A 23892-nucleotide genomic window follows, 5' to 3' on the forward strand; every position below is an offset into this window, starting at 1 on the left:
ATGCAGGATTGGACCCTAAAATACTCCGGGGTTCCTATGGTCACCGGATCTGTTTTTCACCGTTCTTTTAAGGGGAATTTGCATTCCATCGGTAGATTCCAGCCAATCATAAATTTCATGTGCAAGTTCTTCTATTTGGTCCCGATGCTCGGGACTAGCTATTAGGTTGTTCATCTCATAGGGGTCTTCCAATAGGTCGTAGAACTCATTGGTATCCCAAATTCCATGATAGCGGATGTACTTGTAGCGGTCTGTCCGTACCCCGTGCATGGTAGGGGTATGGGGAAAGTCATATTCCCAATAATATTCGTAGAAGATCCTGTCCCTCCATCCCGATTCCTCTCCCTTAAGCAGTGGTACAAAAGACATCCCATGCAAATGATCCGGTGCTTTCAGTCCTGCCATTTCCAGTACCGTAGGGGCAATGTCTATGTTCTGCACCATCTTATCAATGGTTTTCCCCGATTCAAACAATTCCGGGCAATGCACAAGAAAGGGTACTTTCACGGATTCCTCATAAAAATGCCTTTTATCGATTAATCCATGCTCGCCAAATGAAAACCCATTATCACCCATATATATCACCATGGTGGATTCCAGCTCTCCCACCTCTTCAAGGTAGTCCAGCACAGCACCAATGCTTTGGTCCACTCCAAGCAAGGTTTCGCAGTACCTCCGGAAAAACTCCCCAAAATCCATTCGGCCATGGTACATATAATCTACTCCATGCCAGCCTTCTCGCTGCATTTTTTGCCAATCGGGCATCCTTCCCTCCCCATAATAGTCCTCTCCAGCATACGGTTCCGGCCCTGGGCCTTCCCTTTCCAGGGTTTGGTTACCATCCATTCTTTTACCTGTAACCTGCGGGGCTGAGGTATAAAAGGAAGGGGGAATTACTAGTTCCTCCTCCTCGTATTTCTTAAAATGCCGTTGGGCAGGAGCAAACTCTGCATGCACAGCCTTATGGGATAAATAAAGAAAATAGGGCTTCTCCTTGTCCCTTTGCCTCAACCATTCCAAAGCATGCTCCGTAAGCAAATCGGTGATATAGGTACTGTCCTCATAAGAGATGTGTTCACCATTAATGTTAAGAGTGGGGTTATAATAGACTCCCTGACCCCTGAAGCTTTCCCAATGATCGAATCCGGGGCGGGGTTCATCGGAATCGGAACCCATATGCCATTTGCCAAAAAAGCCCGTTTCATAGCCTCCTTTCTGAAGGTATTCCGGAAAGAATACCAAATTATCGGGTACCGGAGCGTGATTATCCACCACAGTGTGGGAATGGGAAAATAGTCCTGTAAGAATGGATGCCCTACTAGGGGAGCAAAGGGAGGTAGTAACAAAGGCATTGGGAAAATGGGCACCTTGAGCAGCCATTTTATCCATGTTAGGGGTTTCTAGCCAAGGTATTTTGCCGGTAAATCCCATAAAATCATACCTGTGGTCATCACTCAAAATGAAGATAACGTTCCTGGGCTTTTCACCCTGTCTAAGGCTTTCCAAAGAGAGAGATGTTCCTTTCGAATCCCTGCTATCCTTTTCTGATCCACAGGAAAGGCAGAAGAGCAAGGGAAAGGAAAACATCCAAGCATACCTCGAGAAAAAAAGAAGGTTGATCATTGTAATTGGGTGTATTGTTAAAGGCGTTGAGAAACTATCCTAAAGTTGCTCAAGAATGCCTCAATTACCAAATAATTCTACATAAAATAGGGTTTTCCCTACGGTAAAACCGGAATTGCCACTTTTCAGGAACCTGACTTTATTTGGGCGGCAACTCTAAGTTATTTGGGCGTAATAGCATGAAATTTTTCATTGGGAACATTGGGTATCGGCGCCCCTGTGTTATCCAGCCACTGTTGGAGGGTATCCAATAATGCTCGGGCCTTTACTTTTTCAGTGGTCTTCAGGTCATTATCTTCGGAGATATCGCTACCGAGGTCAAATAGCTCATAACCATCATATTCATGGTACTTTATCAACTTCCAATCTCCGTTAATAACCACAGAGGAGGGTACGGCTCTCCAATGATTCACTTCCGTTCCATAAACCGGCAGCACACGCTCTTTATCCTGCCCTTCTAAGTAAAGGGGAAAATGGAAGAAAATAGATCTATCCGGTAATTCTTCCCCCTTCATAAGGGGTAAAAGGGAAAGGCCATCAACAGGCTGCCCTCCTGGTGGTGACAATCCTGCCAGGTCTGCGAAAGTGGGCATAAAGTCCACGCCTGACACTGGGTATTCCGAACTTCTCCCTGCCAGTATCACTGCGGGCCATCGGAACACCGCAGGTACTCTGATGCCTCCTTCATAAAAGGTGCCTTTTCCAGCCCTTAAAGGGCCATTATCCGTAAAACGCATCAATCCTCCATTGTCAGAGGTAAAGACCAGCAGAGTATTGTCTTCCAATTCCAATTGCCTCAATTTCTCCATTACCCTGCCTACGCTTTTGTCCAATTGCTCTACCTCCGCAGCATACACGGGGTCAAACCCCTCCAATCCCAAGGATGAAATTTTTTGCCGATAATAGTCCACCCGATCCTGCCTGGCTGCCATAGGGGTATGTACTTCCCAATGGGAGAGGTAAATGAAGAAGGGATCCTCCTTGTGTTTTTCCATCAATTCCAATGCGGTATCCGTGAGCTTTCTTGCCACAGTGGTGTCATTGTAATACCTCTCCTCCTTACCATTCCGATTGGAGTACTCCCCCAACACACCGGCAGAAGAATTGTAGGTAAATCCCTGATTGTCGTCTCCGATATGCCATTTTCCCAGCCGAGCGGTAATATAACCAGCCTCTTCCAACAGTTCTGCCAAAGACGTAATTCCGGGATCCACATGGTTGATATTCACCGGAAAAGTTTGATAGGTACTGTCCTCCCCAAAAGACGGAACTTTCCAACGCATTTTTTCCACATTGCCTTCCCTGGCATAACCCTGGGGCAGGTATACATGGTGGCGGGGGCCGTACATTCCAGTCAATATCCCTGCCCTAGAAGGGGCGCAGTTAGCAGCACTGGGGTAAAACCGGTTTAGTGTCATCCCCTCCCTGGCCAGTTGGTCCAGATTTGGGGTTTCATGCAATGGATTATCCCGGAATCCCACATCTGCCCATCCCAGGTCATCCGCTAAAATGAAAACAATATTGGGAGTAGATTTTGCCTTATCAGTTTGGCAGGAATAGAGCAAAATGGAAGTCAAAAAAAATAGTAGGAACTGAAGTATTGGCAACGGCTTCATATAATCATAATTTACTCTGGAAATATTGTAAAGATACAAATGAGGAGGATATCAGCTAAACTTGAGTGTTTCGTTTTCAATTTCCACAATAAAAACAAATACTTTTTAATTAGTTTTATGATCTTAGCTGATCTAGTTTTGACTTTCTCCTTATCTCTAGTTTTTTCATTACTCAAAGGCGATGAAATTTTTGAAATTTATTTTTTGAGAGAGCAGTCTTTATCTACTGTTTTTTTCTCTACAGTAATTTTAGCCCCAATAATCGAAACTTTTACCTTTCAGTTTTTAACCACTGAGTCATTAATTTGGATATTTCGAAAAATGAAAATCCCACATGTAATGTTTTTCTCGATACTAATTTCGGGAGTAGCATTTGGGTCATCACATGGGTACAACATGAATTACGTTTTAGTGGCCATACTGATAGGGTTACTCTATGGAGTTTATTATTTTATAGCTAGGTATCACCATAGAATGAATGCTTTTTTGACAATTTGCATTGTTCATTCAATCTCGAATTTAATTGGATTTGATTTTGATGATTGGCTTGGGGTTTTATAAATAAATATTTACCTGAGCCTACGATAGTTTACCTATTGAAAAGAATGCGTAAATAAATCCTAAAATTAAATTTAAGAAGCAAAAATTTGATCCGGATCCTGAAAGGATTTAAACTCCAAGGCATTCCCACTGGGATCCAGAAAAAACATGGTAGCCTGCTCTCCTACTTCTCCCTTGAACCGGATGTAGGGCTCTACAATAAAATCAAGTCTATTTTTTTTGAGTTTTTCGGCTAAACTATGCCATTCTTCCCATGGAAGAATTACGCCAAAATGCCTGACAGGAACATTTTTTCCATCTACCTGGTTGGCCTTTGCCTGAGTCAATTCTTCCGGTTTGACATGGGCAGAAAGCTGGTGTCCAAAAAAATTGAAATCTATCCAGTTTTCAGTGCTCCTGCCGATTTCACAACCCAGCAAATCTTGATAAAAGTCCCTGGTTTCTTCTATATCCCTGATGGGAAAGGCGAGGTGGAAAGGCTGAATGGTTCGCATAATGTTATTGGAATGAATGATTAGGGAAAATACATCATTTACCTTCGTAAGCTTTGCCGTTTCCCTGAGAATTTTTACACTATTTTACCCGGATTAAGGATTCCCAAGGGATCCACCATTTGTTTTAAGGATTTCATCAATCTTATTTCCTCGGGAGATCGGGAATAATGAAGATAAGCTTTTTTATGCATACCTATACCATGCTCAGCCGATACTGACCCCCCGTAGGACTGGATAGGCGCATATACTACCTCATTGACCGCATTTATTGTTTCTTCCCCTTGCTTCGTTTTATCCACAATCAGGTGAATATTCCCATCTGCCATATGGCCGAAGACATAGCATTCCCTTACAAAAGGGAGTTTGTCGAGTGCCATAAGTACTCCCAGCACATACTCCTCAATCTGTCCTATAGGCAGACTGATGTCAAAATGTTGGTCATGTCGGCAAAGGGCCACCACATGGTCCATATGCTCCCTTAATTCCCATAATTGCTCTTGCTGGGCCGGAGAATCCGAGAGTGCGGCATCTGTAATCATTCCTTGATCCAAGGCATCCGAAAGTAAGTGCTCCAGGCGTTGCCTATCTTTTTCTTGGTCTGCTCCTGAGGTTTCCATAAGCACATAATAGGGGAATTCCGGAGCCAATGGTAGGTTATTGCCGAAAACTGCGGCTGCCATGGGACGATAAGTAACCTGCCAAAGCACTTCGTAGGCAGAAAGGGTTCCTGCAAGGTTGGATTCCAGCCATTTGAGTGTCTTAACTACCCTATTGTAATCCTCAAAAGCAAGTAAGGCAGAATTTCGGCTTCTTGGCTTTTCAATAAGCTTCAGTACCGCTTTGGTGATTATTCCCAAGGTACCCTCTGCACCTATAAACAATTGCTTCAAGTCATAGCCAGTGTTGTCCTTTATTAGTTTTTTTAGGGAAGAAATAAGGGTACCATCGGCCAAAACCACCTCCAGTCCAAGAACCAAGTTTCTGGTCATTCCATATTTAAAGACCTTTAGGCCTCCAGCATTAGTAGAAATTGCCCCTCCAATTTGGGCTGAGCCCTTCGCACCAAAATTCAATGGGAACATTAAATTTTTGTTCCATGCAGCCTGTTGGACGTTTTCCAAAATGGCTCCAGCCTCCACTGTTAGCGTTCGGTTATCCTCGTCCAGTTCCAATATTCTGTTCATCCTTTCCAAGGAGATGACCACCTCCTTTTCGTTGGATTGGGTACTTCCCACCAAGTTGGTTAACCCTCCGTGCATGACCACAGGCTGTGCATAGTGGGTACAAATCTTCATGATTTGAATTACCTCCTCCGTAGTGCGGGGCAATAGCAAGGCCTTAGCACGAAGGGGTTGATCCATTTCCCATATATGGGAATACCTTTCATTTAATGCTTCTCCCGTAAGGACTCCCTCAGTGCCCAATTGCCCCATAAAGGCCTCTAAAAGATTATCTTGACTCATTTATCTACACTCCCAAAATTTAAAATCCCTCCTATTATCGACGGGTATCTATAGCAACACCACAGTTGATCTGTGTCTGGTCCAGTGCCATACCGATAAACATGGGATAGCTCCAGCTTCTATACCTTTCCCAAATTTCCCCGCTATACTTTGGCATAATTTCGCCCTGAATCACAGGTAACAACGGCATGGCCTTTTCCTCCAACAAGCGGGTACTGATGGCCGCCTGCAATACCAAAGGTTCGTAATCGTCCTTTAATCCTTTTTCCAGTACTTTATAGGCCTTATCCAAATGAAAGGAATGCCGTATGCAAATTTCCGCTGCCTTGACGCCTACCGCGAGCGACTCGTCGTCCAGTAGTTTTAGCAAGTTGGCCTTTATCCCGGAAACTTCGTCACCATGAGCGTCTGCGGCAATTAATGCCCAAAACCTTACGGCACTATCATGGTGATCAAAATAAGTTTGTAACTCAGAGGCTTCTTTAAACTTGCCCACGGCTTTGGCCCCAGCCAATATATCCCGATAATCCGCTTCCGAATATGCTCTCGCCATCTCATAAACAGAACTATTATCAGCAACTGCGCGGGTCATCATGTCTCCTTCGTTAAGTAAACCAGTATCTCTGTGCTTTACCATCCAATCGTCGAGTCGTTCTCCCAGGTTTTGTAGTAGGCTGGCGTGCCTCTCCTCTCCTATTAGGTTGGTGGTTTCGTGGGGATCCTCTTGCAGGTCAAAGAGTTGTTCCACAGGTTTTTTAGTATACATTTTTTGCGTTTCTTGAGGGAGTTGACCAAGATTCGCAAGGCGGTTGAATTCCTCATAGCTTCCTCCTTTATTGAAGATTATTGCCTGCTGGAAATAGGGTAACTGAGGCATAAAGTGACGAACATAGAGATATCGTCCATCGAACACGGACCGGGAAACCTCATAGCAATCATCCGCCCGGTCACGATATCCAAAAATATAGGGGTTCTCTTCTGCTTCAGGGCCCAAAAAGTTTATGCCTTCCATCATTTCAGGGACTTCTGCCCCTGCAAGTCTTATAACGGTTGGAGCAAAATCCACGAAACCCACCATTCGGTCCGAAACCTGCCCCTGTATATTCGATGCTAGTTCTTTGTATTTTTCAGGTACATGTAGGATAAAAGGAATTTGCAAACCGGCATTATTCAACCAGCGTTTATGACCTGGAAGACCATGCCCATGGTCAGAAAACACAAATATAATGGTGTTGTCCAAAAGGTTGTCTTCTTCTAGTTGGTTCAGCAAGTCACCCACACCCTCATCAAATACAGCCAACAAATCGTACATATGGGCCCAGATCTGCCTCATTCTTGGGGAGTCCGGAATATAGGGAGGCAATTTTGCCTTTTCGGGATCACGCCTCTCGGCAAGCTGCTCCGTGTCAGAAGCCCTCAGAGCATTGGTGGGCCCTTCATGGGTGATCATAAAGTTAAATACTGAAAAGAAAGGTTGGCCTTCGGGTCCATTTCTCCAATGGGCCTCGCTGCTGCTCTCATCCCACCTTCCTTCATGGCTAAAGTTGTAATCTGTTTTCACATTATTAGAGGTGTAATAGCCTGCGTCTCGCAAGATCTCTGGAAGGATGCGCATGGATGAAGGTACCGGAATTTCTGATCTCAGGTGTTGTGTCCCAAGGCTAACGGCATATTGACCAGAAATGAGCGTGGAGCGGGCAGGAGCACATATTGGGGCGTTTGAATAGGCTCTGGTAAACCTGATACTACTTTCTGCTAGTTTGTCAATATTTGGAGTGCTTGCGTAATCGTCACCGTAGCAACCATAAATGGGGCTGAGGTCCTCATGAGAAATCCACAAAATGTTTGGAGGAGGCAGCTCCTCATAGGAGGGTGAACAGGAAAAACCTAGGCTGATGCATACTACAACTATAAAAAATCTCATTGGGGCTTTGGTCATGGGTGATGGGTTATGAGTTATGGGTTGGATTGTTGGGTTTTTTGTATTGAGGTTAATATTGCGGACTTGAGCATTTTAAGGATGGAATTGGCTTTACAAACAAGGTCATTGAATTCGATTTCATATGATTATAATTTCATATGATTATAATTTGTTTTTTAAAGGCCATCTTTAAGCATACTTTTAATTTTCTTTAAAATCCTATTCCATTTTAAAGGACTGCCAACTGACCATCTTCCACTTCCCGTCCAATTTGACATACACATTGGTATACCGGAGTTGAAGGTTGTTGGGTGAGCCATCCTCGTGCTTTCGATGATAGGTACATTCTGCATTGATGATGGCCGTATTATCATACATACGTACCCTTGATTCCGCAATGGTGATATCATCATAATGCCTTTCACCCGCAGCAATTGGTGCGATAAAGCTTGCCTTATCGTCGACTTCTCCATTGGAATGAATATAATGAAGGTCATCACTGATCACCGCCTCCAAAAATTCCACGTCCCGTTCTACCATGGCCTGGAAGCGTTGCTTTTCCAAGTCCAATACTACGGAGGATTCGTCTGGGTGAGATGTGCAGGCCAGCATAAGAAACAGGATAAGCCCACTGAAACTTTTGTACATAACGGTCAGGTATTTTGGGTTAATCAACACTAAAACTACAAAAAAATATCGAAGAATACTGACAGCTATTCGAGACCATCAATGTTTATTGTCTTCCCAATCAACCTCAGCGGGGTATCCTCACTTATCTCCTTAACCTTTTCAAACAGCTCAGCTCCAAGACCTTCATTGGGATCAAGTAATACCGCCCAGTTATCCTGATCCCGAATTAAGGGCACAAATTCAACACCTTCTACTTTTTTGTTTTTGACAAGAACCCGAACCAACAGTCCCTCCCTGGAATAGGTCAACTTCCACCAGTCGAATACAGCGTTGCCGACACTCAAAAATAAGGGTTTGCCCTTCCATATTTCAATCGGTTGAAGGACATGGGGGCCGTGGCCCATCACAAGATCAGCTCCGGCATCTATCGCAGCTCTGCCAAGGGTTCTTTGGTATTGGGCTACCTCTTCAGAGTTTGAAACACCCCAGTGAAAGGAAATAATGGCGACATCCACTTTTTCCTTTAAAGCTCGGATATCCTCCTCCATTCTTTTCAGTGCCATTTCGTCAGGAATAGTGACGATGATGGGGGGTTGCCCCGGTTTGTCCAAGACCTGTTTAGGAGGCTGGTAATAGGTATGCACCTTTAGTGCGGCTATTCCTGGTTCTTCCTCAGTGGCGGCATGGCCGTAGGGCCAATACAGGGTACTGTATTGGATAAAACCAACCTTGGTACCTTTCTTGTCAAAAATAATAGGCCTGTGCGCCTCCTCTTGGTTTATTCCACCGCCCGTATAGCCTATTCCCACAGAATCCAGCACCTCAAGGCTTCTTAGGAGTGAAAATGCAGGATAGGTGACGTTATTGGCAACTCCTACCCCATCAATTCCCGCATCCACTAGTGCACTTACTTGTTCAACATCCGAATGGGTCCACAATTTTTTATGCGGTATGATGGGGTTTATGGTGTCCCCCTTACCAGAAAATGGGCCTTCCAAGTTGAGAAAGCGCAAATCTCCTTGTTTAAGGGTGGGCAAAAGGTAGGTGAACGCTTCCACTGGATTTTCCCTGTCCTGAATATTGGTGTCCCCCATCAGGAATATAACAAGATCAGCCTCCTGAGCTTGAGTTTTCCAATCCCATCCCACCTCATTTTGCCGATAAACCTCCTTATCAGGTGTTTGCCCATTAAGTAGTGTGGCATGCAGCAAGCAAACTACCAGGGATATAAAACCTTTTGAAATCATAGCTTACTCATCCACTTTTCCAAGGATTGCCCTCCAGAAAGGTACGCATTCATTTCTTTAAGGGTACTATACCCCATGGCTAATGCGCTTCCGAAAGCACTACCATCTTTTGAGCCTTCTATCAACCTTTCTGCTTCCTTTGGGCTCAACTCACTAATTTTTGAAAAATAGGAAACTCGCTGAACGATAGGCTCTTTACCATCGATAAAATTCGGGGAATTAATGTATTTTTCCTGTTTACTTGGATCCGGTTGCGCAATTGCCTTAGCCAATTCTCCAAAATAGGTATCCGTTTGCTCTCTCCATTTCGCAGTCTTGTTTACCCATCCGGCCCCATCCTCGTCATCCGGCATTATGGTATGAAAGCGTACAAATGTCCTGGGCAACATTTCCCTGAATAGGGAGTGGAGTGCTTCCTGATCTGCCTTGTCCATTTCTTTTCCGGAAGTCAGGTATTCCCTGATTACAGTACCATCTTGATATATTTTATTCTCCAAATTGCCTGAGGGACTCTTTTGGTCAAAGGTATTTGCCTTCTGCAGTTCCTTCGTAACAGCTTGGTGACAGAGTGCTCCAGCCATCAGCGCCATGCGTTGGGCATCCATTTGGGACTGTGCTCCGGAATTCCATTTTTCCTTTGTTTTTTCCAGGGAACTCAGTATCTCCTCCAGTCCATAGGGCACCAATCCACCCAGCCGAAAGCTGTTTCCGGGCACAATAAAGCGGATGTCTGGGCTGATGCAATGCTTTAGTGAGGCCTGTATAAATCCACTCCCCAACCCCAGCCGGGAAACACAGTCCATCAAGACCAGTGGGGTAAGGTAATTGTGCGAGGTATCCGGCCAATTTTCATTGGGGAGTTGGGACTTGCCAAAGGCAAAAGGAGGCAACATAAAGGCAGAAGCCAGCAGTGCACTTAGTTTCATAAATTCCCTTCTCTTAAGTTGGGAATTAGGTTGATATATGGGAGTAATCATATGGGTTTTGGGTTAAAATCTATGAATCTGGTCCACCTTTGCGATATCATATACGCTGTCTTTGTCCAGTTTTCCGGAAAAGAAATCACTGGCGGCCTTGATATTCCGGAAGCTGTTTCCCAATCCTAAGGCATAGGAACTTTGCTGGTCGGATTTTTCAACTGCTTCTATAAGAGAAATATCCGTTTTGCCGTGATTTTGAAGATCTCGCGCTAATCGGATGATATCATCCTTCTCATTGTAAAAGTTAAGATCCTCGATGTAAGCTTTCCTCTTTTTGGGATCCAGGTTTTGATAGGCCTCAATATAAGTTTCAAGGTTTTCACTAAGCTTTTGGTAATGGTTGGGAAACTCGTCCAGCCAGTCTTCCAAAGAAGAGGAGTTTTCATGAAAACTATGATAGGCCATAAGGTTTTGCTGCACCATGGAAACGGCAAGACTTTCCACATAGTTAACATGGAGCAAGTGAGCGGCCGGGTGCTTATCCATATGGGGGCTTAGGGTGGCTTCAGAGAGGTATACCCTGGGGGAAACCGACTTATTTTTGCCTCCTTGGTACACCTTGGCAAAGGTGACGGCATCCTGGTAAATGTCCTGTTCGTCTTTGGAAAACCTGGGCCGGTAGATGGTGTCTTCATCAAGTTGCCTGGATTTTACCTCAATGTCTATGGCTCTATGGGCCAGCCAACCTATGGCGGCGGCAACACGAGCCTCGGTGCCATCCCCCTCTTTGCGGATTGGCCAACTTTGTATTGCCTGCTCAATAAAGGGCACTGCATGGATATGGTTTCCTCTGGCCCCGGAGGCCATCAAACCGGCATCCGGTTCGTTTTGAAGGCTTATCTTGAAAGCCTCATGGATTTCATCGGAGTACTGTATGATCCGGTACATATCATCATAGACAGCGATGTGGGTAAGGTGTTCGGACATGGGTTATATAATTTTGACTATCTCAATATTACTGATTAATGAAGTCCCCAACTAATTGCCGGGGACTTTTAGATGATAATTTTAGGTGTTTAATTGTTAATCAATAAGACTATATGGGGTGTGGAGCCAACCCGAGAAACTTTTCCAAATTCCCTGACATATGTAATAGAGGAAGATGAAATTCAAATTTATTACAGTGCCATCTCCAAGGTTAATCCTAGACTTCTGCCCTGGGGATTTTTCCTAACCACCCATGCCTCTCTTAATTCATGACTCCCTTCTTTTTAAGAGTTCAACATTGTCGTTCGAAAATATCCAAATGACAGCAATGAAAACCACTAATACTCCCAATGCTGCTAACATAGGAACATGAGACTTTCGCATTGTGAAAGTGTAAGAACTGCTATACCTTTTCTTGGATTTTTTTTTTGGGAACCCTATCATTGGAGCCCCCTTGTATTTGGCTCATTTTCTTAACTAAATCCCATTTAAAGGCTTTTAAAAGGTAAAATTTTATGGAATCTTTTACCTTAAGCTTTTTCCTTCTGTACCAAACATAAAAAAACACATCATGAATACTATCCTCTATCATCGTCCTTTCCTTACATAGTCTCTGCCCATATCGATACAAGTCCTCCGAATAGTTAGTATAAACATATTCAAAAGCACGTTCATCACCAGATACTATTTTATCCCACAAGGTGAGATCATCAAGGTTGGATAAATCCATGATTCAGGTTAGTTTGAGTAACAGTTGGTTAAATAACAGAATTTTATGTTTTTGTTCAAAGATTTTGTGGGATTTAATTCATATTTTAACTTTGAAAATATACTAACCGAAACCCCTTTAGAGATGTACCTTCCAAAAAAACTCTTTTTCGCCGATGATGGAAGTATCCCCAATTCCAAGCTTCCCCTACTCTATTACCAACAAGTGATAGACTCCAATGGAGAAAAGGCGGCGGGATGGCTGGAGAACACCTTCGCTACCAACGGCTGGACCAACAGCTGGCGCTGGGGAGTGTACGACTTCCATCATTACCACAGCAATACCCATGAGGTCCTTGGGGTTTTTCAAGGTTCTGCCTTAATTTTGCTGGGAGGTGAAAAAGGTGAAAAGGTGAAGGTGAAAGCCGGTGACGTCATCGTAATCCCAGCAGGGGTAGGCCATAAATGCCTCAGTCACTCCCCTAACTTCACGGTGGTAGGTGCCTATCCAGAAGGGAAAAGCCCCGACCTGCTAAAAGGCCAAGCAGGGGAAAGGCCGCAAGCAGACCAAAATATCGCCAAGGTCCCTATGCCTGCCTCTGATCCCATCTTAGGAAACAAAGGGGGCTTGGTCGAAATCTGGAAGAAATAAGCAATGATTATGAACAGCAGAAGAAAGTTTATCACGCAATCCCTAGGCCTTGCCGCAGGCACGGCATTGGCCCCCTTTTTATCATCGGCAAACTCTATCCCTAAACCAACTATGAATCTAAAAGAAAAACTAAATGTAACGCTACCTTCAAATTACGGCCTTGGAGGCGTGGCCATTGGAAACGGTTTTAGGCCCACTTCTGATGAACAAGCCCAAAAAGCCCTGGAAGGTGCCTGGGAAGCCGGGGTTAGGTTTTTCGATACCTCCCCATTTTACGGCTTTGGAATAAGTGAGAGAAGATTTGGAAGGTTTCTTCACAATAAGAACCGCAATGAATATATACTGGCCACCAAGGTGGGAAGGTTGCTCAAACCCGCCAAGGAAGCTCCAAGTAATGGCACTTGGAAAGAGGCTTCACCCTTTACCTTTGAATATGACTACAGTGCAGAGGGGGTAAGAAGATCTATAGAAGATAGCTTACAACGTCTGGGCATTAACAGTATAGATATTGTTTTTATTCATGATCTTTCCCCCGAAAATGCGGATATGAAAGACAACTGGATGGACTACTTTCAGGTGGCCGCAAAGGGTGCCATGCCAGAACTTACCAAAATGCGAGAAGAAGGCCTGATCAAAGGATGGGGGCTAGGCGTGAACCGTATTGAGCCCATTCTGGAAACCCTTAAAGTGGCAGAGCCTGACATCTGTCTTTCCGCCACACAATATTCCCTGATGTACCATGAAGATGCCCTAAAAAGACTTTTTCCCGCCTGCGAAGAAAAAGGGGTGGACATCGTCTCGGGTGCTGCCCTAAACGCAGGGTTTCTCGCAGGTATTGACCGGTATAATTATTGGGGGGAGATGCCGGAGGGCTATAAAGAAAAAAGAGCCAGGATGAAAGAAATAGCCGAAAAGCACGGCACAGACTTGAGAACAGCTGCGCTACAGTTTGCCGCTGCTCCCAAAGTGGTCAAAGCGGTAATACCAGGTACCCGATATCCTGAGCAAGCCAGGGAAAACGTGGAATCCATGAAGGTGAAAATACCTTCCGATTTGTGGAAGGAATTAAAAGAGAAAAAGCTAATTTCGCAACATGCCCCAGAACCCCTATAAATACTTTTTGTATCTGGGGTTTGGGATTGAAAATACCAAGCTGAATACCTACAAAAAATGATTTTGTAGGTATTGGTTTCGTATATTCCTGTAGATATAAAAATCCCCATCAATACTCATGACAGCAAGGATATTGAGCTTTTCCGAAGCAAGGATTAAACTGGCGTCTACCAAATCCATAGGCACGTCACTGAATTTTTCACTTAGCTGAATCAGGCGTGGTAAGGAATCCTTGGAAAATTCCACCAAATGAACACCCCCCCTGTCTATCCATTTAAGTAAGTTTAACTGAGCCTTGACACTAAAATCCAACATGTGGCTTGATTCGGTAATAACAGGCCAGGTGGAGTAATATCGGTAGGGGTTGGTTTTGATAAAATCTACTGCCTTTTGATGATAAGCATCCCTTTTGTTAAATAGCGCAATGATAGGGCCTGCATCAATGAGGATGTTTTCCATATAACCTTTCTTTCAACATTTGTTTAAATTGAGAAGATGCCTTTTTTAACCCTCCTTCTTCAGCTCCAAAAAGATCCTTTCCCAACTCATAGGCCGATTGGGTAAGCTGCTCTTTAGTCAAGTATTCTGCCAATGCCTCCTTTACAATATCGGATTTGGTCATTGATTTTACCCTACTAATTTCCTTAAGACGTTTTTCCATTTCTTTATCGAGCCTGACATTAAGCATAAATATAATTTTTAAGCTGTAATACAAAGTACGGTGTTTGTCAAGCTAAAACTCCCCATTTAAAACCTGATCAAAAAATAAAGCGCCAAACACAGCTCTTGGAAAAACCACTTTAAATTAAAAAAATTCCACTCCCTTGGGGGTTTAGGGAGGATATCCACAATCTCAACCTTTCCCTTAGAGAATACAAATCCCTTTCTTTCCATGTTTCGCGATCGCAAGTTCAAGATAAAGAAGGCTTAGCAATACAGAACCTAATTGAAATTTTCATCCACCACTTTCCAAAATGCTTCGGGAGTCAAGGGTTTATTCACAAATTCTTTTACAGAAGAAATGAGGGCGGCCCTATCTCTGTCATCTGGGTTATGGCTTGTGGTAAGTATGCTTATTACTGCTCGATCACGAATGTCCTTTGATAACTCATCGTATTCTTTCAGAAATTCCCAACCGTTCATACCCGGCATATTAATGTCTAGAAAGACAATACCTGGCCTAGGGCAATTGCCAAAATCTCCCTTACCAAGCAAATACTCCAGCCCCTCTTTGGCTGATTTTACAGATTGAATATGCACAGATGTACATTCTTCCTCCAACACTATTGTATGGTAAAAGTTGGTAGCCTCATCGTCGTCAATGAGCAAGACACATTCAAATTTATCATTTTGTTCTCTCATAGGACTTTAGCTAAGGTAAAATAAAAAGAACTACCTAGCTCTTTTTTTGAATCAATCCAAATTTTTCCACCATGGATCTCCACGATCTTGCGACAATAGGCCAACCCCAAGCCTGTCCCGTCATATTCCTCCGTGGCGTGCAAGCGTTGAAAAATCAAAAATATTTTGTCATAATCAGATTTCTCTATTCCAATGCCATTGTCTTTAACGCAAAACTCCACATGAGTGTTGTTCTCATTGGCAGACACCTCAATGATTGGAGTTACGTCTTGCTTTCTAAACTTGAGACCATTACCGATCAGGTTCTGAAAAAGCATGCGTAGCTCTACTGGATTACCTATCACAATAGGTAGTTCTTTGAACATTACCCTGCCATTTACCGCTTTCAGTGCAGCATCAAAATCCATCACAATGGTGTGTACTAATTCCTGAGAATCCACCTTTTGGAATTCTCGTTTGTTTCCAATCCTGCTAAAGTCCAAAAATCCTTTAATCAGTAACGTCATCCTACCTGTGGCCGATGTCACATATTCCAACATCTTTTTCCCCTGTTCGTCAAATTTCGAATAATACCTATTCGATATCAGTTGGGTCATATTTCCGATGGTTCTAAGTGGCTCTTGTAAATCATGGCTGGCAATACTGGTGAATCGCTCAAGTTCCCGATTTTTCACTAATAAGTCCGTATTCAAATTTTCGAGCAGTATCTTATGCTCAGATAATTCTTGTTGTTGATCATCCAATTCCTTTACATTTTCAAACAATGCCGCTGAACTTTCCGATAGCTTTTTGTTAATCCCCTCAAGATTTGAAAAGCTGCTCTTTGCAATAAATACAAGTGTCACACAGGTCCAAATTACCACCAAGGAGATTACCATGTTCATGTTGGATAAATCGCTCGCATTGGTAAGCATATCATCGGATAGAATAACAGCCGTAATTGTCAGAAAAGTACAGATAAAAGCAGTGAAAATGCTGGCATACTTTCCAGGTATGAGCCAGCTGTATAATATCACTATGGCGTACATACTGGCCACAGCCACCGTTTTATCTGTATTCATATCCACCAAGAAAACAACACCAGCAATCATTGCTGCAAAGAATACCAAGGTTGCGGTTTGAAAAAACATCAAATATCGACGGTCTATACTCATTCGACGCCCTTACTATTCAACAACGCCTTTAATTCTAGGTTCTCCGCTTCATACTTTTTCAGCTGCTTTTCTAACCGGTACGTTTTCAGTTCATCCTTGGGCTGCACCTCTATCAACTTAGGTAAATCCCGAATGAGTACTAAGGCAGTAGCTAGACTCACTAGAGCCGTCAGCAACCTCACCAGTGCACTAAGTCGGTAACCTGGCCACCAAAACATCATCGCATCAATTAGGTGGGTACTGCCACAAAGAATTATAAATGCACCAAAAAGCCAGAAAACTGGCAAGAAGGGAAGATTGTGGCGTTTTTGGGTAAAAAAAATAATTATGGCAGGAATCACAAAATAAGCCAGCCAGATGGCAATATCACTAGTGATATATAGCCAACCATGAAAAGATGACCAAGTACCACACTCCCATCGGGCTGGCCAATCATCTGCCAAAAATAGTTTGCCAAGAAATTCCCACACTTGCTCCATATAATTATAGCAATTTTAAATATGAGTAAATGTAAGTGATTCTAAGTGGAACTAAAAACGTTTGATTTTGCATTGAGCTAATCCTCCCTTTTTCAAGGAATAGAAAAGTAAATTAAGGTAGTTCTGCGTTGCAAATCACGAACGGTGAAGTTACCACTATTGGTTTTTTATCTGGTGCCTTGGCGGATTATCAATGAATCTGGGTTGTTTTGCGGAATGCTCAACAACTTTTTCAAAAAAATGATTGCTGAATTCAACATCTTTCTTTAGGATGGAATCATCAAGGTCTAACAATAGGGTATTATAACCATTTTCAGCGATTATCCCAGAATTCGCATTGCGGAAAACATCCTGCCTATCAATAAGAACGGGATACCTATAGCTGTCATCTTTATCTCCTTCACTGGAATAGAAAAGATCAACATTATCTCCCCGCACATACACCAAAAAACTATAATGACTATGCAACCCTACTTTTTCAATTAATTCATCCATTTTTTGCAGCACCGACCAACTTTCCTCAGAATCGGCTTCAATTACGGTAACAATTTTAAACCTGTTATCCGTATTCAAATTCATCCTTTCCCAGTGTTTACCATCCATCCTTACATCAACCTTATCCAACACTAAATTGATTTTCTCCGAATGTTCCTTGTCAGTTCCAGGAAAAATCAACGTTATCATTAAAAAGACCTTTGAGATAAATAAGTACAGATTCATACCTTTTTGATTTATATTAAGAATGGAATACTAATCTAGTAATATTAAATGTAAATAAATAACGGATAGAATCAAAGAATTAGGCATACACTTTTGTGCTTTTATAGCCTTCTGCCTTTATTTGAACTAACATCAAACCGGAAGCCTTACCTCGAACTTTGAATATTCCCCTATTTTGGAATCGATTTGCAATGTGCCTCCCATACCATCTATCAGATGTTTTACCAGCGCCAGACCAAAACCATAGCCCTTTTCCCCGAAGGTTCCCATAGTGGTTTTTCCCTCTCCCTTTAGGAGTGCTTCAACTTGCTCCCGAGTCATTCCAGCTCCGGTATCTTTTACTACTGCTAATAATTCCTTCCGATTGGCCTTTTCACCAAGGATTAAGTTTACCGTTACACTACCTTCTGTAGGGGTAAACTTAATGGCGTTGGAGATCAGGTTCCCTAGTATCTGCAAAAGCTTCGTCTTGCGAAACGCAATTTCCATTTTTTCATCATTCAGCTCCACCACCAATTTTACTTTCTTCTGTTCACCCTGCACAGCATAAAGGTTTTCCAGTTTTTCTTTTAGTGTCAGTAAGTTGTATTCAAGATCTGGATTCAAGGTATTCTCTCTCTTCCCTTCATCCCGGGAAGAAAGTATCTCATCGGCCAACTCCAACAAGGATTTACCACTGTTTTGAATGACTTTGATAAATTCCAGCACCTCATCCAACTTATTGTTGTCCCCCTGTTCTTTGATGATCTGTGCAAGACCAACGATACCTCCTATCGGTCCCCTGATATCGTGAGCCACTTGCATTTGCTTTTCTTTGGAGGTTTTCACCTCTGATTGCAAAAAAGCCAGTGCTTTTATTATTTTTAATCTGTTGACGATCTCATCAGCAATTATTTGCAACAATTCCACTTTTTCCGGACTAATATGCTTGGTCTCCGTATCCAAGACACATAAAGCCCCCAGATTAAACCCGGATTCGTTCTTCAAGGGGACACCCCAATAAAATCTTAGATTGGGATTGTCTGTTACATAGAATTTTTCCATGAAACGCTCATCCTTAGAAAGATCCTTGATTTCCATGGGATGATTTCCCATTATGGTGTATTGACAGACTGAATCCTCCCTGGGCACCTGCGTAACTGGAAGCCCTTCTGTGGCCACACTCCATTGCGTATAAGAGTCAATCAAATTGACCAGGGAAATAGTTGTACCAGCCACCTTCGCAGCAAGTTTGGTAAGGTCTTTTAAATTTCCTTCTAACTCACTGTTATCTAAGTCATAATTGGCCAATTGCAGTAGCCTGTTAAATTCATCCTCAGGGATGGGTCTTTCCATAAAAATAGCTGTTTCGTCTTTTGAAAAGGTAGCTGTAAATAAACTAGATTCCTACCATTGACGAATAACATATTTTTTAGTCCTAAATTACTAAGGATTTAACTGTATACAAACAGCTAAAAGCCTTGCTAGGATTTATTGTATTAGGAAATTTACAAAGGGGGTTCAAATTACAATAACCAGAAAAATGAACCTGTTCGTGCTATCCGGATTCAGAACGGATTTTAAGGGAGCATTTCCAAAAGGATTTGACCTAGAATAGGGTGGCAAATAGGTACATATGGAAGGAATTGGGAGAGCATATTGTCCTAGAAACCCTGCTAATCCAGCGTATTATGGAAGGACTGGATAAATACCAGAAAATAACCAATACACAAAAGCAGATGCAACGGGAAAAACAACCAATGTCCCAGCCAAATGCTCACTCCCACCAACACCAAAAACACCAGTGCAAAACCTCCCTCTGCATAGGTACTTAGCGGTATTTCTAAAGTTAGGTACCTGTTTTTCTTAATTTCCAATAAGGATTGAGCGTTGAATTTTGGTGTACGGATAAAGGGGCTTTTTTGCCCGGTAAAACCCTCCCATACCGCGATGGAGTTGTGTAAGGCCATTCCCATCGAAACCGCCAGAAACAAAGGCAACTGGTAAAAAAAGGTGGACAGCTTCTGCCCTACCCCTTTTAACTCAAAGGTGTTGGCCACAAAATACACTCCTGCAATTATAAAGAAGCCTAGCATAAAAACTATTCCGTACTTCCACAGCCATTCCGGAAAGTGCCCATACAAGCTCATCCACCAGAGAGGTACACTTAGTGCAGATACCATCAGAATAGCGATAAAAATCGTACTATTCAACAAATGTGCAGTGGCATGTAGCTTGGCCATCAAAGGAAGATCCTTACGTAACCACATGGAAAGCAGGTGCTTTTTGGCACATTCCGCTCCTCCTTTTGTCCAGCGGAACTGCTGGGACTTAAGGGCACTCATTATAGGTGGGAGCTCGGCGGGTGAAGCCACATTGGGTAAATAGATAAACTCCCAGCCGGCCTTTTGAGCTCGGTAACTAAGGTCCAGGTCTTCGGTAAGGGTGTCGTCGCTCCAATCCCCCGCATCAATAATACATTGTTTCCGCCATATGCCTCCGGTACCATTGAAGTTGATAAATGCACCCAAGGTGTTTCTGCCTACCTGCTCCACGATAAAATGGGCGTCCAGGGCGAAAGCCTGTAACCGTGTCAACAAAGATTGCTTCAGATTGAGATGGGTCCAGCGAGTTTGAACCATCCCCACTTTTGGGTTGCTGAATTCCGGAACTGTACATAACAGGAATTCCGGATCTGGCACAAAGTCTGCATCAAAAACAGCAATGAGGTCCCCTTTTGCCAAGGATAGTCCATGTTTGAGGGCCCCGGCCTTATAGCCATCCCTGTTTTCCCTCCTGACATGCTGGATAGATAGGTGGGAAAGCGAGGTGATTTTTTTGGCAAGGATATCACTGGTTTCATCATCGCTATCGTCCAGAACCTGTATTTCTAGCCTGTCTTCAGGGTAATTGAGTAGTGAGACGGCTTCCAGCAAGCGGTCAGCGACATATTTTTCATTATAAATGGGCAGTTGTACGGTAACCTTTGGCCAGTGCAGTGGTGGCACTTGAGGGGTTACAGCCAAAGAGCGCCTTTTTTTCAGGTAATGCCACAGTAAATGCCCTTGAGCCAAACTGTAAAGAAAAATAAAAACAAGAGCCAGTACATACAGCCCCACTATTATCGATGTCAACATTATTAATTTTCCACCTTGATAGAATCGTTGCCAATTATTATCGGATGCTCGTTAATTCTTCCTTTTTCGGATTTGTTTTCCAACTTCAGCACTCCCCTGGGGCAAACCGCAGAACAAATGCCGCACCCCACGCAGGATGCACGAACGATGTTTTGTCCTCGCTGTGCATACCATTTTACGTCTATCCCCATCTCACAATAGGTGGAGCAATTGCCACAACTTATGCATTGTCCACCATTGGTAGTAATCCTAAACCTGGACTTAAACCGCTGCACGATGCCTAGATAAGCAGCCAAAGGACATCCAAACCTGCACCATACCCTGTTTCCCATAAAGGGATAGAACCCGGTACCTATCACCCCTGCAAAAGCCGCTCCAATCAAGAAACCATACCATTGGTGAAGCATGCCTGTGGCATCCCCCAACAGCCCAAACCCCGAAAAATAATTCCAGATGGTAAACCCTGTCATTACAACTGCGAACACCAAGACTCCATGCACCATGTAGCGTTCAATTTTCCAGGCTTTCAAGGATTTGTCCGAAAGATGCCTGTAGGGATCCCCCAAGGTCTCTGCCAAGCCTCCACAGCCACAAATCCATGAACAGTACCATCTTTTCCCATAGAAATAGGTGAAAATAGGCACCCCCAGGATGATCAGTATAATTCCCCAAACCAGCATAAACATCCCTAAGGCACCACTTCCCAACATTCCTTCAATCCTGTATTCGAAAAAGAAATCATAATCCAGAGGCCAGATATTCTTGAAATCATGCCAAGGCATATTTAGCAGGACCAGGATCTCGGGGATCAAAAAGGCAAATGCCAACTGAAAAAACATCACGGAATACGTACGTATAATTTGGTAGGGATTTCCCTTGTACCTTCGAAACATGCGTATTCCCATCACCAAAATTGCCAAGGTGTACAAGCAACCGTATAAAAACCACTGGCTGGCAGGTTCACCCGACAAAAACATGCTCAACCCATCCACCATATCCGTGAGGTTGGTTAAGTATTCGGCATTCCAATACAGAATGATATAAAAGCCGATCAAATAAGTCCCGGTTAGGATCCCCAACCATCCCCTGTTCTTCATGGAAGAAAAATAGGTACCGTTGTTTTTGATCCCATCCGGTTCATCCCTGTGCAGGGGAAAAATGTACATAAGTGCCCCTATTATGGGGAGCAGCAGTGCCCCAGCAAAAAACAGCCAAGGATGCTGCTGCACCGGCCCGTGTGCGGAAGCTTTGGTAATGGAAAAAGCATAGTCTTCATAAATTACCTCATCCCATTTTTCCTCTTCCTTTAATCTGTCATTGTAGGCATCAAAATAGTTATTAAAGTCGTTGACAAAAGCTATTTGATGGGAATAAGTGTTCCCATACATAGGTTTAAGGACTTCGAGAAGCTCCTGATGTTCTTCCTTGATTTTTTTATCCGTAATTTCAGCATCAAGGGTAAACTGCCCAATAAAGGGAATCAGGGAAAACAAAAGCAATCCCCCTACAAAAAGGGCCAGTCCCAGGTATTGAATAATCTTCATAGGTTTATAGTTGTCTTATTTAAAAGCGATAACTTGCCCCGCACCGCAGGTCGGGGTAGCCTGCCCCTGCTTGCCCCGAACTCGTTTCGGGGAACTTGTTTCAGCGGATTTGCTCTGGAGGAATCTCGCAAGATTCCTAATCATTCCTACATGTGATATACTCTTCCTACTCGATTTCATAGTGATGTTCCGGTTAACCTACTCCAGAAGGAGAGTTTTTTATGAGTAATCTGAGTACCAAATCGATGATTATATGCTTGAAGGATAGAAGTGATGTGGGAATCGAAAAACTCAGGATCGAAATCGGCTTCATTAAGCCTCGCCATTACTTTATTAATTTTCCACTGATTATTAATTGCACAATCGAAGAATTCGTGGCTTACCCTTAATCCCAAGGCATTAACTCCCAAGATTGCCTGGGTTTTGGCATCAAACGTGATCCTAAACCCAATTTTGCCATTGGGGTGTTCCCAGTAAAAGCTTCCCATTTTCTCCTCCAAAGTGGCTGGTACTTTTCCATAGGTTTGGTATTCAATATCAAAAAACTTGGCGGAATTAAACCAAACTCCAGGTTGGTAGGTATGTGCCTTGTCGGAGGTGAGGTTGTACCCCAAAGTCTCTCCATGCATCCTTCCTGTGTACCAAACTTGTTCAATATTCTTCCTGTTTTCATCGGGTTTTTCCCTGAATTCCGCACAATCCCCAATGGCAAACACATTGGGGATATTTGTCCTAAAATAGGGATCCACGAGAACTCCGGTCTCTATCTCCAAAGAGGTGTTTTGGAAGAGGGCAACATTCGGGGTCACCCCAATAGCCAATCCCACAAATTGGGTGTTTATGGTTTCTCCCTTATCGGTTTTGATGCGGGAAACCTTGCCATTTCCCTCACCTTCCATTGCTTCCATAGTGGTGGACAAACGAAGATCAACCCCATGTTCTCTAATGTGCCTGTCCACTAAACTTCCTTCTTCTTCCGGCAACACAGAGCCCCAAAAATGCTTGTCCTTCACCAAAAAGGTTACAGATATATCCCTGCTATGAAGCATTTCACATAATTCAATCCCAATCAACCCGCCACCCACTACCGTCGCATGCTTTATGTCCTTGGTATTGACTTCCATTTCATTCAAATCCTGTAGCCCATAAAAGCCCTGTACTCCGGACAATTCCTCTCCCTTCCAGCCAAATTTCTTGGGTATGGAGCCAGTGGCTATTATTAATATATCGTAAGTAATGTCTGTGGATTGCTTAAAAAAAAGTTTCTTTTCAGCCAGGTCAACTTTTGTCACCCAGTCATGAATAAGGGAAAACCTGTTTTTTTCCCAGAAAAAATCCTCATAGGGTTTGACGTTTTCATATCTCATGTGACCCATATACAGATACATAAGGGCAGTTCGGGAATAGAAATGCTGGGACTCCCCCGAAATGATGGTGATTTTGGCGTGATGATCCCTTTTTCTGATGGTTCTGGCACAGGTGATCCCGGAAATACCGTTGCCAATTATGACTATATGCCTGTCCCTGGAATGATTGCAATAGTTGGCTGCTTCGATCATTGTATTAAGGTTTCCCAAACAAT

General features: G+C 43.3%; 23 protein-coding genes. 3 read left to right on the forward strand and 20 right to left on the reverse strand.

The genetic code is table 11. The annotated features are described in order from the left end of the window. Positions 1–15 precede the first annotated feature (15 nt). Both DB520_RS12900 and DB520_RS12905 read right to left on the reverse strand, forming a co-directional pair. Positions 16–1623, reverse strand: a complete 1608-nt coding sequence (locus DB520_RS12900; RefSeq protein WP_232834954.1) for a sulfatase family protein — start codon at positions 1621–1623, stop codon at positions 16–18. Positions 1624–1784: 161 nt separating this feature from the next. Beyond that, entirely contained in the window at positions 1785–3239 is a 1455-nt protein-coding gene (locus tag DB520_RS12905; protein WP_114750130.1) for a sulfatase, read from the reverse strand. A 117-nt stretch (positions 3240–3356) separates the two neighbouring features. Here DB520_RS12905 and DB520_RS27650 point away from each other — a divergent pair, with 117 nt between their 5' ends. Further along, complete coding sequence (locus tag DB520_RS27650; RefSeq protein WP_198675326.1) at positions 3357–3800, forward strand: CPBP family glutamic-type intramembrane protease; 444 nt, start codon at positions 3357–3359, stop codon at positions 3798–3800. Between the two features lie 71 nt (positions 3801–3871). On the opposite strand, the gene DB520_RS12915 is transcribed toward DB520_RS27650, so the two are convergent. The 8 genes from DB520_RS12915 to DB520_RS12955 all read right to left on the reverse strand — a co-directional run bounded on the left by DB520_RS12915 (position 3872) and on the right by DB520_RS12955 (position 12192). Beyond that, positions 3872–4294 carry a VOC family protein gene (locus DB520_RS12915; RefSeq protein ID WP_114750132.1) on the reverse strand — a complete coding sequence of 141 codons (423 nt, stop codon included), beginning with the start codon at positions 4292–4294 and terminating at the stop codon, positions 3872–3874. A 74-nt stretch (positions 4295–4368) separates the two neighbouring features. Continuing rightward, the gene (locus DB520_RS12920) at positions 4369–5757 is read right to left on the reverse strand and encodes an FAD-binding oxidoreductase (protein ID WP_232834955.1); all 1389 of its coding nucleotides are present in this window, start codon (positions 5755–5757) and stop codon (positions 4369–4371) included. 34 nt (positions 5758–5791) lie between these two features. Beyond that, on the reverse strand, positions 5792–7696 hold the full coding sequence (locus tag DB520_RS12925) for a sulfatase-like hydrolase/transferase (RefSeq protein WP_232834956.1): 1905 nt from the start codon (positions 7694–7696) through the stop codon (positions 5792–5794). 201 nt (positions 7697–7897) lie between these two features. Then, the gene (locus DB520_RS12930; RefSeq protein WP_114750133.1) at positions 7898–8326 is read right to left on the reverse strand and encodes a nuclear transport factor 2 family protein; all 429 of its coding nucleotides are present in this window, start codon (positions 8324–8326) and stop codon (positions 7898–7900) included. 65 nt (positions 8327–8391) lie between these two features. Then, positions 8392–9555 (reverse strand): CapA family protein, encoded by a 1164-nt coding sequence (locus DB520_RS12935; protein WP_114750134.1) that lies wholly within the window; start codon positions 9553–9555, stop codon positions 8392–8394. Continuing rightward, a complete protein-coding gene (locus DB520_RS12940; protein ID WP_114750135.1) occupies positions 9552–10532 on the reverse strand; it encodes a hypothetical protein in 981 nt (326 codons plus the stop codon). The genes DB520_RS12935 and DB520_RS12940 overlap by 4 nt, the downstream gene beginning before the upstream one ends. Before the next feature lie 12 nt (positions 10533–10544). Next, the gene (locus DB520_RS12945; protein WP_114750136.1) at positions 10545–11462 is read right to left on the reverse strand and encodes a hypothetical protein; all 918 of its coding nucleotides are present in this window, start codon (positions 11460–11462) and stop codon (positions 10545–10547) included. A 403-nt stretch (positions 11463–11865) separates the two neighbouring features. After that, positions 11866–12192: an RNA polymerase sigma factor gene (locus DB520_RS12955; RefSeq protein ID WP_114750138.1), complete on the reverse strand. Its 327-nt coding sequence runs from the start codon at positions 12190–12192 to the stop codon at positions 11866–11868. 123 nt (positions 12193–12315) lie between these two features. On the opposite strand from DB520_RS12955, the gene DB520_RS12960 reads away from it, so the two are divergent. Together DB520_RS12960 and DB520_RS12965 are read left to right on the forward strand one after the other, a co-directional pair. Next, on the forward strand, positions 12316–12822 hold the full coding sequence (locus tag DB520_RS12960) for a cupin domain-containing protein (RefSeq protein ID WP_114750301.1): 507 nt from the start codon (positions 12316–12318) through the stop codon (positions 12820–12822). Positions 12823–12831: 9 nt separating this feature from the next. After that, positions 12832–13935 (forward strand): aldo/keto reductase, encoded by a 1104-nt coding sequence (locus tag DB520_RS12965; RefSeq protein WP_114750139.1) that lies wholly within the window; start codon positions 12832–12834, stop codon positions 13933–13935. Positions 13936–13983: 48 nt separating this feature from the next. On the opposite strand, the gene DB520_RS12970 is transcribed toward DB520_RS12965, so the two are convergent. The 10 genes from DB520_RS12970 to DB520_RS13015 form a co-directional block, all read right to left on the reverse strand. Beyond that, positions 13984–14394, reverse strand: coding sequence for a type II toxin-antitoxin system VapC family toxin (locus DB520_RS12970; protein WP_114750140.1), 411 nt, complete (start codon positions 14392–14394; stop codon positions 13984–13986). Further along, positions 14375–14623, reverse strand: a complete 249-nt coding sequence (locus tag DB520_RS12975) for a ribbon-helix-helix protein, CopG family (protein WP_114750141.1) — start codon at positions 14621–14623, stop codon at positions 14375–14377. Before DB520_RS12975 ends, DB520_RS12970 begins: the two co-directional genes overlap by 20 nt. A gap of 254 nt (positions 14624–14877) precedes the next feature. Continuing rightward, the gene (locus DB520_RS12980) at positions 14878–15297 is read right to left on the reverse strand and encodes a response regulator (protein ID WP_114750142.1); all 420 of its coding nucleotides are present in this window, start codon (positions 15295–15297) and stop codon (positions 14878–14880) included. Continuing rightward, positions 15294–16451, reverse strand: coding sequence for a sensor histidine kinase (locus tag DB520_RS12985; protein ID WP_114750143.1), 1158 nt, complete (start codon positions 16449–16451; stop codon positions 15294–15296). Before DB520_RS12985 ends, DB520_RS12980 begins: the two co-directional genes overlap by 4 nt. Beyond that, a complete protein-coding gene (locus DB520_RS12990; RefSeq protein WP_114750144.1) occupies positions 16448–16930 on the reverse strand; it encodes a hypothetical protein in 483 nt (160 codons plus the stop codon). The genes DB520_RS12985 and DB520_RS12990 overlap by 4 nt, the downstream gene beginning before the upstream one ends. A gap of 156 nt (positions 16931–17086) precedes the next feature. After that, complete coding sequence (locus DB520_RS12995; RefSeq protein ID WP_198675327.1) at positions 17087–17650, reverse strand: hypothetical protein; 564 nt, start codon at positions 17648–17650, stop codon at positions 17087–17089. A gap of 132 nt (positions 17651–17782) precedes the next feature. Next, a complete protein-coding gene (locus DB520_RS13000) occupies positions 17783–18985 on the reverse strand; it encodes a GAF domain-containing sensor histidine kinase (protein WP_114750146.1) in 1203 nt (400 codons plus the stop codon). A 320-nt stretch (positions 18986–19305) separates the two neighbouring features. Further along, positions 19306–20766 (reverse strand): glycosyltransferase, encoded by a 1461-nt coding sequence (locus DB520_RS13005; RefSeq protein ID WP_198675328.1) that lies wholly within the window; start codon positions 20764–20766, stop codon positions 19306–19308. A 2-nt stretch (positions 20767–20768) separates the two neighbouring features. Continuing rightward, entirely contained in the window at positions 20769–22310 is a 1542-nt protein-coding gene (locus tag DB520_RS13010; RefSeq protein WP_114750148.1) for a 4Fe-4S binding protein, read from the reverse strand. Between the two features lie 176 nt (positions 22311–22486). Then, on the reverse strand, positions 22487–23869 hold the full coding sequence (locus tag DB520_RS13015; protein ID WP_114750149.1) for an NAD(P)/FAD-dependent oxidoreductase: 1383 nt from the start codon (positions 23867–23869) through the stop codon (positions 22487–22489). Positions 23870–23892 lie beyond the last annotated feature (23 nt).

Source organism: Pleomorphovibrio marinus (genome assembly GCF_003347495.1).
GTDB classification, from domain to species: domain Bacteria; phylum Bacteroidota; class Bacteroidia; order Cytophagales; family Cyclobacteriaceae; genus Pleomorphovibrio; species Pleomorphovibrio marinus.

Coding starts and splice junctions, on each gene's coding strand:
- DB520_RS13000 (WP_114750146.1), bottom strand. CDS start 18,985: ATGGAAAGACCCATCCCTGAGGATGAATTTAACAGGCTACTGCAATTG.
- DB520_RS13015 (WP_114750149.1), bottom strand. CDS start 23,869: ATGATCGAAGCAGCCAACTATTGCAATCATTCCAGGGACAGGCATATA.
- DB520_RS12970 (WP_114750140.1), bottom strand. CDS start 14,394: ATGGAAAACATCCTCATTGATGCAGGCCCTATCATTGCGCTATTTAAC.
- DB520_RS12930 (WP_114750133.1), bottom strand. CDS start 8,326: ATGTACAAAAGTTTCAGTGGGCTTATCCTGTTTCTTATGCTGGCCTGC.
- DB520_RS12990 (WP_114750144.1), bottom strand. CDS start 16,930: ATGGAGCAAGTGTGGGAATTTCTTGGCAAACTATTTTTGGCAGATGAT.
- DB520_RS13010 (WP_114750148.1), bottom strand. CDS start 22,310: ATGAAGATTATTCAATACCTGGGACTGGCCCTTTTTGTAGGGGGATTG.
- DB520_RS12960 (WP_114750301.1), top strand. CDS start 12,316: ATGTACCTTCCAAAAAAACTCTTTTTCGCCGATGATGGAAGTATCCCC.
- DB520_RS12940 (WP_114750135.1), bottom strand. CDS start 10,532: ATGATTACTCCCATATATCAACCTAATTCCCAACTTAAGAGAAGGGAA.
- DB520_RS12935 (WP_114750134.1), bottom strand. CDS start 9,555: ATGATTTCAAAAGGTTTTATATCCCTGGTAGTTTGCTTGCTGCATGCC.
- DB520_RS12920 (WP_232834955.1), bottom strand. CDS start 5,757: ATGAGTCAAGATAATCTTTTAGAGGCCTTTATGGGGCAATTGGGCACT.
- DB520_RS12965 (WP_114750139.1), top strand. CDS start 12,832: ATGAACAGCAGAAGAAAGTTTATCACGCAATCCCTAGGCCTTGCCGCA.
- DB520_RS12945 (WP_114750136.1), bottom strand. CDS start 11,462: ATGTCCGAACACCTTACCCACATCGCTGTCTATGATGATATGTACCGG.
- DB520_RS12980 (WP_114750142.1), bottom strand. CDS start 15,297: ATGAGAGAACAAAATGATAAATTTGAATGTGTCTTGCTCATTGACGAC.
- DB520_RS12955 (WP_114750138.1), bottom strand. CDS start 12,192: ATGGATTTATCCAACCTTGATGATCTCACCTTGTGGGATAAAATAGTA.
- DB520_RS12975 (WP_114750141.1), bottom strand. CDS start 14,623: ATGCTTAATGTCAGGCTCGATAAAGAAATGGAAAAACGTCTTAAGGAA.
- DB520_RS12905 (WP_114750130.1), bottom strand. CDS start 3,239: ATGAAGCCGTTGCCAATACTTCAGTTCCTACTATTTTTTTTGACTTCC.
- DB520_RS13005 (WP_198675328.1), bottom strand. CDS start 20,766: ATGTTGACATCGATAATAGTGGGGCTGTATGTACTGGCTCTTGTTTTT.
- DB520_RS12900 (WP_232834954.1), bottom strand. CDS start 1,623: ATGATCAACCTTCTTTTTTTCTCGAGGTATGCTTGGATGTTTTCCTTT.
- DB520_RS12925 (WP_232834956.1), bottom strand. CDS start 7,696: ATGACCAAAGCCCCAATGAGATTTTTTATAGTTGTAGTATGCATCAGC.
- DB520_RS12995 (WP_198675327.1), bottom strand. CDS start 17,650: ATGAATCTGTACTTATTTATCTCAAAGGTCTTTTTAATGATAACGTTG.
- DB520_RS27650 (WP_198675326.1), top strand. CDS start 3,357: ATGATCTTAGCTGATCTAGTTTTGACTTTCTCCTTATCTCTAGTTTTT.
- DB520_RS12985 (WP_114750143.1), bottom strand. CDS start 16,451: ATGAGTATAGACCGTCGATATTTGATGTTTTTTCAAACCGCAACCTTG.
- DB520_RS12915 (WP_114750132.1), bottom strand. CDS start 4,294: ATGCGAACCATTCAGCCTTTCCACCTCGCCTTTCCCATCAGGGATATA.